Origin of the sequence: Streptomyces sp. NPDC059037, assembly GCF_042740015.1 — a bacterium.
In the GTDB taxonomy this organism is placed as follows: Bacteria; Actinomycetota; Actinomycetes; order Streptomycetales; family Streptomycetaceae; genus Streptomyces.
The window spans coordinates 1-11,040 of the sequence record NZ_JBHYIG010000313.1 but is presented as its reverse complement, the minus strand read 5'-3'; the positions used below and the strand labels follow the sequence as shown (position 1 = coordinate 11,040).

The window sequence follows — 11,040 nt, the reverse complement described above, 5'->3', positions numbered from 1 at the left end:
TCTTCGGTCTGGTTTGGGTGTGTGTTTTTTTTTTCTCTAGTCCCGTGGCGTTGTTTGTTTGGTTCCCCGGCTCCCCCCACTCCTTCTGGGGGGGGGGTTTGTGTTGTCCCGGGGGGTGTCCCCCCTCGATGGTGAGCGAGCTGCCGGGTCAGCCGGCTACTCGTACGGCGAGCGCGTCGCCGATCTGGTCCGTCGTGCGGGCCGATTCGCCGCGCTCGGCCAGGTCGGCGGAGACGGCGGTCTCGATGCGGGCGGCCTCGTCCTCGTACCCGAGGTGGCGCAGGAGCAGCGCGACGGAGAGGACGGTGGCCGACGGGTCGGCCTTGCCCTGGCCCGCGATGTCGGGGGCCGAGCCGTGCACGGGCTCGAACATCGAGGGGAACTCACGCGCGGGGTTGATGTTCCCGGACGCCGCGACACCGATGCCGCCGGAGACGGCCGCCGCGAGGTCGGTGATGATGTCGCCGAAGAGGTTGTCGGTGACGATCACGTCGAACCGCGCGGGGTCGGTGACGAGGAAGATCGTCGCCGCGTCCACGTGCAGATAGTCGGTGGTGACCTCGGGGAACTCCTTGGCCACCTTGTTGAAGACGTTCGTCCAGAGGTGACCCGCGTACGCGAGGACGTTGTTCTTGTGGACCAGCGTCAGCTTCTTGCGCGGGCGGGCCTGCGCGCGGGCGAAGGCGTCACGGACCACGCGCTCGACACCGAAGGCGGTGTTCACGGAGACCTCGGTGGCGACCTCGTGCTCGGTGCCCTGGCGGATGGTGCCGCCGTTGCCCGTGTAGGGGCCCTCGGTTCCTTCGCGTACGACGATGAAGTCGATCTCCGGCTGGCCGGCGAGCGGGGTGGAGACACCCGGGAGGAGCTTGGACGGCCGCAGGTTGACGTGGTGGTCGAAGAGGAAGCGGAGCTTCAGCAGGAAGCCGCGCTCCAGGACGCCGGACGGGACCGAGGGGTCGCCGATCGCGCCGAGGAGGATCGCGTCGTACTGCTTGAGGGCTTCCACGTCGGCGTCGGTGAGGGTCTCACCGGTGGCGTGGTAGCGCTTGGCGCCGAAGTCGAACTCCTTGGTCTCCAGCTTCACATCCTGCGGGAGGACGGCGTTGAGGACCTTGAGCCCCTGGGCCACGACTTCCTGGCCGATTCCATCACCGGGGATCACTGCGAGATTGATGCTGCGAGAACTTGCCGACATGCGAGCAGCCTACGCTCCGTCCCAGGGGATGACACTCGTAGTCCGGCATGCGGACACTCCTGGTCACGCCACAGGGGCGCCATGACATGGACACCCTCTCTTCACCTTCAGGTCTGGCGGGAGTTGGAAGTTACTGGGAAGTTCTGTCGACATGGACACCCCCAATGTCGGCATACCGGAGCAGCTCGCCGAGCGCATGAGCATGCCGGAGCAGCACGAGTACCTGCGTAAGAAGTTCTCCCGCCGCAAGGTCTTGGCGAGCTCTTTCGCCACCGCCGGCACGGTCGGCGGCATCGGCCTGCTCGCGGGCAGCTCGGGCAGCGCACACGGCGAGGGCCCTTCGGCGTCCCGCCCGCTCGCCGCGCCGTCCGCGCCCGTCAAGGTCGACGGCAAGCTGGTGGCGCCCTTCGGCAGGCATCTCGCCTTCGGGGCCGACCCGAAGACCCAGATGCGTGTCTCCTGGCAGGTGCCCTTCGCCGTCAAGTCCCCTTATCTGCGGGTCGGGTTGAAGCCCTGGGAGCTGAGCCAGAAGGTCGCGGCGGAGGTGCGCGACCTGCACACCCCGTCCCTGTCGAAGAAGCTGCCCGCGGTCGAGCAGTACTACCTGCACGCGGCGCTCGACGGCCTGAAGCCCGGCACGACGTACTACTACGGCGTCGGGCACGACGGCTTCGACCCGGCGTCGCCCGAGCGGATGGCGACGATCGGCTCCTTCCGCACGGCCCCGGCCGCGGCGGAGAAGTTCGTCTTCACGGCCTTCGGCGACCAGGGTGTGAGCTATGACGCCCTCGCCAACGACCAGTTGATCCTGGGCCAGAACCCGTCGTTCCATCTGCACGCGGGGGACATCTGCTACGCGGACTCGACCGGGCACGGCAAGGAGTCCGACACGTACGACGCACGCGTGTGGGACACCTTCCTCGCGCAGACGGAGTCCGTGGCGAAGTCCGTCCCGTGGATGGTGACGACCGGCAACCACGACATGGAGGCCTGGTACTCGCCGAACGGCTACGGCGGCCAGTCAGCCCGCTGGTCGCTCCCCGAGAACGGCTTCGACGCGAAGAACGCACCCGGCGTCTACTCCTTGACGTACGGAAATGTCGGCGTCGTCGCGCTCGACGCGAACGACGTCTCGTACGAGATCCCCGCCAACAAGGGCTACACGGACGGCAAGCAGACGGCCTGGCTGGACAAGCGCCTCGCCGCACTGCGCGCGGACGACTCCATCGACTTCATCGTGGTCTTCTTCCACCACTGCATGTACTCGACGGCGACCCATGCGTCGGACGGCGGGGTGCGCGACGCGTGGCTGGAGCTGTTCACCAAGCACCAGGTGGACCTGGTGATCAACGGCCACAACCACGTCTATGAGCGCACGGACGCGGTCAAGGGCGGCGAGGTCGGCAAGCCCGTGCCGGTCGGCGCGTCGACCGATCCGACGCGTGACGGCATCGTGTACGTCACCGCGGGCGGCGCGGGCAAGGACCTCTACAGCTTCGGCCTCGGGGTGAAGGACAGCTACGAGGGGAACGTGCACGACCACGACTCGATCGTGTCGTTCCACTGGACGAAGCTGCGCCTCCCGGACCCGGACACGGTGGAGTGGTCACGGGTGCGGTACACCGGCTTCTCGTTCCTCGCGGTGGAGGTGACGGCCGGGGCGAGCCCGAAGCTGACGGTCTCCGCGCTCGCCGAGAGCGGGGAGCGCGTGGACCACTTCGAGATTGTGCGCGGTAAGTAAGGGTTACGGGCGCCGGGGCGGGTCAGTGACCCGTCGCGCCGCCGTTGTCCCTGCGGTCGAGGGCTCGTTGCAGGGCGGCGGCGGCGTTCTTGCGCTCGGACTCGTTCGTGCGGGAGGCGTGGCGGACTCGGCGTGCGGTCGTCTCGGCCATGGGAGATCCACTCCTTGAGAGGGAAGGCAGGGTGTTTCGAGACTCCCCCACTGCCTAATGGGCGTGGGGGACCCCCAGAGGGGCGGGGAGCGGCGGAGCGGCAGGGGTTGCCTGCGTGGGGCTCCGGCTCACGACCGCCATTCGCTTGATCGAGCGAGACGTTCGGCTTCTACAAAGCTAAGTGAGGACGGAGCATCTGTCTCCACAATTACTCGGACTTCCTACTATCTGAGACGGGCCTCATGCGCGCACCGCTCTGAGCTCGCGGATCAGGGCGCGTACGGCGGTGGAAGAGGCCAGCTCAGGGGTGGTGACATAGCCCACGGAGCGGGTCGGGCGCTCCGTTCCGAGATCAGTGATCTCGATGGTGTCCGGTGCTCCGGTCAGGGAGAGCGCGGGCATGATCGCCATGCCGTGACCGTTGCTCACCATCGAGAGCACTGCTCCGTCGTCCTCGGTCAGGACGGTCGCCTTGGGGATCCAGTCCTGTCTGCGCCACCACTCCCGGGTGTAGGAGCCGCAGTTCTCGTGCCAGTCGACCAGCGGCAGCGAGCGCGGGTCGGGGTGGCCCGCCGGGTGCACCAGCGCGTAGGGCTCTTCGAGGAGTACGTCGCCGATGAGCCCCGCGGGCACGGGCGAGCTGCCGCCGATCGTCGCGATGCCCACGTCGGCGCGGCCTTCGGCGACCTCGCCCGCGGTGCCCGCGCCCAGCTCGCGGACGACGCGGACCTCCGGTTCGATGCCGGGGTGGCGGGCGGTGAGGCGTTCCAGGGCTGCCGGGAGCAGATGCAGGGCGACGCTGCGGAAGGCGGCGATGCGCAGGGGTCCGTCGACCGTGCCCCGGTCGGCGCCGCGGGCCTCGGCCACCAGGGTGTCGAGCAGCCGCAGGACGCGGCGGGCGTGCGCGGCGGCCGCGGCTCCGGCGGCGGTCGGCGTCGCGCCCTTGCGGCCCCGCTCGAAGAGCACCGCTCCGACCTTGCGTTCGGTGCCGCGGACGGAGTGCGATACCGCGGACTGGGTCAGGCCGAGCGCCTGGGCCGCCGCGGAGAAGCCGCGCTCTTCGTCGACGGCCACGAGGATGCGCAGCTCGTGCGGGGCGAGGTCGGCCGCGGGGGTCTTTCCGGCGGTTTCAGCGGCGTCCATCAGCGGTCCCACCTGCTTCTATGAGGGCCCCTCATGGTTCGGGCCGTTCCATGAGCGCAACCCTCTGCCCGGCCAGGGCATTCCTCCGTACGGTCACGGACATGACCGACACCGCGCTCACCGTGCAGCAGACCGCCCGCCCCCACGGCTTCCCCACCCCCGGCCACTTCGCCTTCGTCGAGTCGGCGCCGCCGGTGCCGGGCCCCGGCACGGCCCTGGTGGAGAACCTCTACTGGTCCGTCGACCCCTACCACCGCGAAATGATGGACGGCGACTTCGCGCTGAACGCACCGCTGGAGGGCCGCACCCTGGGCCGCGTCGTGGAGTCCCGCGACCCCGCGCTCCCCGAGGGCGAGATCGTCTTCCACCGGCAGGGCTGGCGCACCCACACCGTCGTCACCCCCGACGAGGCCCGCCGCGTCCCCCGCTTCGACGGCGTACCCCTCTCGGCGCACCTGAGCATCCTGGGGGGCACGGGCCTGACCGCGTACGTCGGGCTCACCCGCATCGCCCAACTCCGGGAGGGGCAGGACCTGTTCGTCTCGGCGGCGGCCGGCGGCGTGGGCACGGCCACCGGGCGGCTCGCCCGGCTGATGGGCGCGGGGCGCCTGGTCGGCAGCGCGGGGACGGCGGCGAAGGCGGCGTACCTCACCGAACACGTCGGCTACGACGAGGCCTTCGACTACCACTCGGGCCCGGCGGCCGAGCTGCTCGCGAAGGCGGCGCCCGACGGCATCGACCTTTACATGGACAACGTGGGCGGTGAGCATCTGGAGGCCGCGATCTCCTCGCTGCGCGCGTACGGGCGGATCGTACGGATCGGCACGATCGCGCAGTACAACGCGACCGGCGCGCCGTACGCGCTGCGCAATCTCCCCGACATCGTCGAGAAGAGCCTGCGCATGGAGGGCTTCCTCGTCCGCAACCACCTTGATGTGCAGGAGGAGTTGAACGCGTTCGTGGTGCCGCATCTGCAGAGCGGGCGCATCGGGCTCGACGAGACCGTGGTGGAGGGCTTCGACGGGATCGTGGACGCGTTCCTGGGGATGCTGCGGGGCGAGAACCTCGGCAAGATCATCGTCCGGGCGAGCGGCGCGGAGGTGTGACACCGCGGGGCCTGCTCCGCAGCGGCCGGTTTCCTTGACGGGTCAGCGGATCCGGAGCGGCCGGTTTCTTTGACAGGTCAGCGGATCCGCAGCGGCTCGTGCGTGCCGTCCAGGACCGCGGCGACCACCTCGTCCAGGCCCAGGGCGGTGCCGCGCTCGAACGCCGCTTCGTAGCGCTGGCCGCCGAGGCCTTCGCGGGCCAGGGCGACGGCCGTGTCGTGCGGTGCGTTGAAGTACGCGGAGCCGAAGAGCGGCAGGCCGACGCGCTGCCAGATCCGCCGCGCCCCGCCCTGCAGGACGGCGGCCTGCTCGCAGTGGCCCGCGGAGGCCCGGAGCAGCGCGATGACCTCGATGGGCAGGACGGTTCCGACGAGGTCGCGGAACTCGTAGTTGATCAGCAGGCACTCCCTGGCGAGGCGCGCCGCCTCGTCCGTGCGGCCGCCGGCCCAGGCGGCGAAGGCGAGCACATAGAGGGCGTACGCCTTGGCCCAGCGCTCGCCGTGTGCCTCGCAGGTGGCGCGGGCCTCCGCGCACAGGCCGACGGCCGCTTCCAGATCTCCCTGGAAGGCGAGCGCCATGGCCAGTTCGATGCGCGCCATCATCACGTTGCTGTTGAGCTCGCCGAGTTCCTCGTAGCCGCTCACCGACGCCTTGAAGTACCGCTCCGCCACGGCGTGTTCGTCCCGGATCAGCGCGGCGCAGCCGAGGCGGTGCGTGGAGTACGCGTACGCCGTGTCGTCGTCGCTGCGCAGCGCGCCGGCCCTGCAGTCGTCGAGCATGGCGGCCGCGGCCCGCGTGTCGCCCTGGAGGATGGCCACATAGCCGCCCACCCAGAGCGCCTTGAGCCGTGCGCGGCTGAGGTCGGGGGCTGCGGCGAGCGCGCGGTCGAGCCAGTAGCGGCCGTCGCCGAGGAGCCCGCAGCCGACCCAGTAGAACCAGAGCGTCCCGGCGAGGCGCGCCCCCGCCTGCCCGTGGCCCGGCGTCGACAGGGCGAAGTCGAGGGCGGCGAAGAGCTGGCTGTGCTCGCCTCGCGTCGCGTGGAAGACGGCGGCCTGGCCGGGCCCGAACCAGTCGGCCTCGCCCCGCTCGGCGAACTCCTGGCACCAGGCGAGGTGGCGGACCCGACCCGGCAGTTCCTCGCCGAGCCGCCGCAGCCACTCGGCACCGTACGCGCGCACGGTGTCGAGCTGCCGGAAGCTCTCGCCCTGGGGCCCCTGTTCCCGCACCAGCAGGGACTTGTCGACCAGACCGGCGAGCAGCCTGCCGATCCCGGCCCGCTCAAGGGCGTCGTCGGCGCACACCGCCTCGGCCGCCTCCAGGGTGAAGCTGCCCGCGAAGACGGAGAGGCGGGCCCACAGCAACCTCTCCTCGGGCGGGCAGAGTTCGTGGCTCCAGCCGATCGTCGTACGCAGTGTGCTGTGCCGGGTGGTGCGGCCCGGCGCGTCGGCGCACAGCTGGAAGCGGTCGTCGAGGCGGCCGAGGAGATCGCCGAGCCGTTCGTCGCCGAGGCGCCCGGCGGCGAGTTCGATGGCCAGGGGGATGCCGTCGAGGCGGGCGCAGATCTGCTCCGCCGTGGGCCTGTTGCGGGCGGTGAGCGCGAAGTCGGGGCGTACGGCGCGGGCGCGCTGCTCGAAGAGTCGCGCCGCGTCGGCCGCGACGGACATCGGCTCCACGGCGAAGACCTGCTCGCCCAGGATGCCGATGGGCTGCCTGCTGGTGGCGAGGATGTGCAGGCCGGGGGCCGCCTGCAGCAGCTGCGCGGCGAGTTCCGCGCAGGCATCGACGAGGTGTTCGCAGGTGTCGAGGACGAGCAGCAGACGTTTGTCGGCGAGGTGTTCGGCGAGGACGTCGCGCTGCGGCTTGGCCGTGTGGTCGGTGACGCGCAGCGCCGTGGCGACCGCGTGTACGAGGAGGGCACCGTCCTGGAGGCCGGAGAGCTCGACGAACCAGACTCCGTCGGCGAACCCGTCCGCCACGTCGGCGGCGGCGCGCAGTGCGGTGCGGGTCTTGCCGATGCCGCCAAGGCCGGTCACGGTCACCGTGCGGGAGTGGGTGCAGAGCTGGCGGAGCAGGGTGAGTTCGCGGCGGCGGCCGACGAAGGGGGTGTGCTCCGTAGGCAGATTGCCGGCCACGGTCGCCTCTTCTCTTGCTTTTCTCTTCTTGCTTTTCTCTTCTTGCTTTTCTCTTCTTGCTTTTCTCTTCTTGCTTTTCTCTGTCAGATCCGGAGCGACCGCGGAGTTCCTGAATGCGGTTGTTCGGAATGGGATCGAATGTCTCCGAAATCGACCAGGAGGAGAGCGGCATCGTCTATCTGCCGACCCTTGGTGTACCGCGTCAGATCGACGGAGAGCGCGTCGAGGAATGCGCCGGGATCCTCGTCGTAAAGGGCCACGGCCCGTTCTCCGAGCGGATAGAAATCGCCCGCTTCGTCCCGCGCCTCGGTGACGCCGTCGGTGTAGAGCAGCAGCCGGTCGCCCGCGACGAGCGGCACCGAACTGGACCGGCACCACTCGTCCTGCAGCCCGAAGAGGCCGAGCGGCGGCGAAGGCGGCAGGGCGTCCACGAAGGTGGCGCGGCGGGCGCGGATCAGCAGGGGCGGCGGATGGCCGCAGCAGACCAGCTCCACGCTGCCGTCGCCGTCGGACGTGCCGAGCAGCAGGGCGGTGACGAAGTCCTCGCCGCTCTCCCGGTGCGCGAGGGCCGCGTCCATGCGCTGGGCGACCATGGGCAACTGGGCCTCGCACTGGGCGAGTTCACGGAAGGCGCCGAGGGCGTCCATGGCGGTGCCGACCGCCGGCATGCCCTTGCCCATGACGTCGCCCATGATCAGCCGTACGCCGAAGGGGGTGCTGACGACGTCGTAGATGTCCCCGCCGACCTGGGCCCCGGGCTGCGCGGCCACATAGCGGACCTCGGTGCGCAGTCCGCCGACGCGGCTGGGGAGCGGCCGGAGCATCCCTTCCTGGAGCGTGCGCGCCACCACCCGCAGCGCGGTGATGGCGCGCGCCTGACGGCACAGGACCACGGCCGCCGCAGCGGCAAGGAGAGTCAACGGTGCGAGACAGAGGGTGCCGAAAGGGCCGTCGGCGAGCCGCCACGCGATACCGGTGAAGGTGATCGCGGCGCCCGCGCACACCCATAGGCACCGAACATTTTCCCGAGGAATCTTCATGGCTGTGCCAGCTCTGTTCACCGGAGGCGTCTCCGGGATTTTAGGCCACGGCGCGGCACGACAGAGGAGCCTTTGGCATATTCGAATGGCCCTGCATCACATGCCAAGGCCGCCATCGACCGGAAGTCCCGCGCCGGTGATGAAACGGGCGGCGTCGGAGGCGAGGAAGACCACGGCGTCGGCGATGTCGGCGACCTCGCCGAGCCGCCCGAGCGGGGTCAGTCCGACGACGTGGCCGACGGCGGCCTCGGCGCTCGGCCAGAGCCCCATGGTCTCCATGTCCTGCGCGAGCTTCATCCCCATCTCCGTCGGTACGAGGCCGGGGTAGACGCAGTTGACCCGTACGCCGTAACCGAGCTTGCCGGACTCCAGGGCGGCCACCCGGGTCAGCCGGTCGACCGCGGACTTCGTCGCGGAGTATCCGGCGATGCCGGGGAAGGGGATCGTTGCGGCCACGGAGGAGACGTTGACGACCGCGCCGCCCCGGCCGGCCGGGCCGCCGGGCCGCATCGCGCGGAAGGCGTGCTTGGTGCCGAGCGCGACGCCCAGGACGTTCACGTCGAGCATCCTGCGGACGTCCTGCGGGTCGAGGTCGGCGACCAGGCCGGAGATCTCGATGCCGGCGTTGTTGACGACGATGTCCAGGCCGCCGAGCTCGTCGACGGTACGGGCGACGGCCGACTCCCAGCTCGCGTCGTCGGTCACGTCGAGGGAGACGAACGCCGCGGTGCCGCCCGCCTTCTCCAGGGCCTCGGCGGTGAGCCGCCCCGCATCCTCCTGGATGTCGGCGACGACGACGGCCGCACCGGCGCGGGCGAGCGCCTCTGCCATCCCCGCGCCGAGCCCCTGCGCGCCCCCGCTCACCAGGGCCTTGCGCCCCTCCAGGTCGTACACGTTCACGGGAATCTCCTCCTGCGGGGCGGCTGCTGCGACGGCGCCACGCACGTCCGCCCGGGGGCGGTTGCCTGACGCGCGGCACACCCTAGAAGGCCGCACCGTCCACCGGAGCCGCCCACCGCGACAACTCCCTGAGGAGAAGGGGGAGTTGGTAAGATGCGCCCCTTTGGCCGTTGGCCCGTTCCGGCGGCGTAAGTCCCCGTCGCTCACCCGGCGGAGGCCGCGGCGTCAGAGAATGTCGCCGTCGCGCCAGTCGAAGAGCAGCTCGTACGAGGGGTCCAGGTCGGCGCCCCAGAGCAACGGCGCGTCCTCGTCCGGCAGTTGAATGACACCATCCGGGCCGATGGCCCCGACCGTGCCCTTCCACGCCACCCAGCCGCGGGCCAGGTAGAGCCGCTCGCCCTCGGCCGACGCGGAGAGCACGCCGAGCGCGTACGCCCCGTCGATGACCCGCTCCAGGGCGCCCATGACCTGCCCGCCGAGCCCCTGCCGCTGCATGGAAGGCCGGACGGCGACCGCCTCCACATAACCGATGCGCAGGGAACGGCCGTTGTGCAGAATCCGGCGCTGCACCACAGAACCGTGCGCGAGCAGTGCGCCCGTCTCGTCATGCACGAGGGCGTGGACGCCGCCGAGGCCGTGATCCCAGTCCTGATCGCTGAAGTCACCGTCGAAGGCCTCGTCGAGCAGGGCACGGGCGGCGCGCAGTTCGGCCGCCGGCAGATCACTGGTGTGGGCTGTACGCAGGGTGGTCACCTCACCACCGTACTCAGCCCGGATCTGAGTACGCACACCGATTTCCCGGCGCCCGCCCGGCGGCAGAGTCGGTCCCATGAACGGCCTTTACGCTCTCAAGCCCTGGTACGCGGACCGGCTCTCCGGCGTGCGTGCCGCGCTCGTCCGCCGCGAGGTGTCGCCCGACACGCTCACCGCGGCGGGCGTGGTGTGCGCGGCGGGCGCCGCGGCCGCGCTCGCCTGGCTGCCCTTCGGCGTCTCGGCGCCGCTGGTCGCGGCCCTGCTCGCGGCGCGCCTGGCGTTCGCGAACCTGGACGGCGCACTGGCCCGCGACACGGCCCGCACGACGCGCAGGGGCGCGCTCCTGAACGAACTGGGCGACCGCGCGGCCGACTTGATCGTCCTGGCAGGCTTCCTGCCCCTTGCCCCGCTGTGGCTGGTGGCAACGGCGGGCCTGGCGGCGACGCTGCCGTCCTGGGTGTCCCTGGCGGGCGCGACAGCGGGCGCACCCCGCCTCAACGGCGGCCCGGTGGGCAAGACGGAACGTTGCGCACTGGTCGTGGTGGCGGCGGCGTCGGGCTGGGTCGTACCGGTACTCGCGGTGATCGCAGCGGGCTCGGCACTCACGGCGGGGCTTCGACTGGCACGGCTGTGGCGGGAGTTGGGGACTGTGCCGGAGACGGGGGATGCACGATGAGCGCCGCGTTCACCGCAGCCGAGGCCGCCGGGGGTTCGCACGGTGCGGACGGATTCACCGCCGCACCGCTGCCCTCCCGGGCGCCGGCCCCGCAGACACGGAAGCCGACGACCGGCACGACCCAGACCTGCCTCACCGCACGCGAGCCCGCCCGACGCACCCCGTCCGCCGCCACCGAAGCGCGGAGTGCTGTAAGTTTC

The 11,040-nt window shown here is 70.9% G+C and carries 11 protein-coding genes; 4 read left to right on the top strand and 7 right to left on the bottom strand.

Annotated features, from left to right (window positions below):
• Positions 1–148: 148 nt before the first annotated feature.
• Positions 149–1,198 (bottom strand): 3-isopropylmalate dehydrogenase, encoded by a 1,050-nt coding sequence (locus ACFWY6_RS39250; protein WP_384700813.1) that lies wholly within the window; start codon positions 1,196–1,198, stop codon positions 149–151.
• Positions 1,199–1,349: 151 nt separating this feature from the next.
• Here ACFWY6_RS39250 and ACFWY6_RS39245 point away from each other — a divergent pair, with 151 nt between their 5' ends.
• Complete coding sequence (locus ACFWY6_RS39245; protein WP_384700810.1) at positions 1,350–2,939, top strand: purple acid phosphatase family protein; 1,590 nt, start codon at positions 1,350–1,352, stop codon at positions 2,937–2,939.
• Between the two features lie 22 nt (positions 2,940–2,961).
• Here the strand turns inward: ACFWY6_RS39245 and ACFWY6_RS39240 are convergent, their stop codons facing one another.
• Together ACFWY6_RS39240 and ACFWY6_RS39235 are read right to left on the bottom strand one after the other, a co-directional pair.
• Positions 2,962–3,090 carry a hypothetical protein gene (locus ACFWY6_RS39240; protein WP_360773569.1) on the bottom strand — a complete coding sequence of 43 codons (129 nt, stop codon included), beginning with the start codon at positions 3,088–3,090 and terminating at the stop codon, positions 2,962–2,964.
• A gap of 240 nt (positions 3,091–3,330) precedes the next feature.
• On the bottom strand, positions 3,331–4,233 hold the full coding sequence (locus tag ACFWY6_RS39235; RefSeq protein WP_384700807.1) for a LysR family transcriptional regulator: 903 nt from the start codon (positions 4,231–4,233) through the stop codon (positions 3,331–3,333).
• 101 nt (positions 4,234–4,334) lie between these two features.
• Here ACFWY6_RS39235 and ACFWY6_RS39230 point away from each other — a divergent pair, with 101 nt between their 5' ends.
• The gene (locus ACFWY6_RS39230; RefSeq protein ID WP_384700804.1) at positions 4,335–5,339 is read left to right on the top strand and encodes an NADP-dependent oxidoreductase; all 1,005 of its coding nucleotides are present in this window, start codon (positions 4,335–4,337) and stop codon (positions 5,337–5,339) included.
• A gap of 77 nt (positions 5,340–5,416) precedes the next feature.
• On the opposite strand, the gene ACFWY6_RS39225 is transcribed toward ACFWY6_RS39230, so the two are convergent.
• The 4 genes from ACFWY6_RS39225 to ACFWY6_RS39210 form a co-directional block, all read right to left on the bottom strand.
• Entirely contained in the window at positions 5,417–7,471 is a 2,055-nt protein-coding gene (locus ACFWY6_RS39225; protein WP_384700802.1) for an ATP-binding protein, read from the bottom strand.
• Positions 7,472–7,554: 83 nt separating this feature from the next.
• Positions 7,555–8,475: a PP2C family protein-serine/threonine phosphatase gene (locus ACFWY6_RS39220; protein WP_384700800.1), complete on the bottom strand. Its 921-nt coding sequence runs from the start codon at positions 8,473–8,475 to the stop codon at positions 7,555–7,557.
• A gap of 132 nt (positions 8,476–8,607) precedes the next feature.
• Complete coding sequence (locus tag ACFWY6_RS39215; RefSeq protein ID WP_384700798.1) at positions 8,608–9,411, bottom strand: SDR family NAD(P)-dependent oxidoreductase; 804 nt, start codon at positions 9,409–9,411, stop codon at positions 8,608–8,610.
• Positions 9,412–9,636: 225 nt separating this feature from the next.
• Positions 9,637–10,206 (bottom strand): GNAT family N-acetyltransferase, encoded by a 570-nt coding sequence (locus tag ACFWY6_RS39210; RefSeq protein WP_384700816.1) that lies wholly within the window; start codon positions 10,204–10,206, stop codon positions 9,637–9,639.
• A gap of 34 nt (positions 10,207–10,240) precedes the next feature.
• Between ACFWY6_RS39210 and ACFWY6_RS39205 the strand changes: the two genes are divergently transcribed.
• Both ACFWY6_RS39205 and ACFWY6_RS39200 read left to right on the top strand, forming a co-directional pair.
• The gene (locus ACFWY6_RS39205; RefSeq protein ID WP_384700796.1) at positions 10,241–10,840 is read left to right on the top strand and encodes a CDP-alcohol phosphatidyltransferase family protein; all 600 of its coding nucleotides are present in this window, start codon (positions 10,241–10,243) and stop codon (positions 10,838–10,840) included.
• A partial coding sequence (locus ACFWY6_RS39200) for a hypothetical protein (protein WP_384700794.1) occupies positions 10,837–11,040 on the top strand: 204 nt, incomplete at its 3' end. The genes ACFWY6_RS39205 and ACFWY6_RS39200, both read left to right, overlap by 4 nt.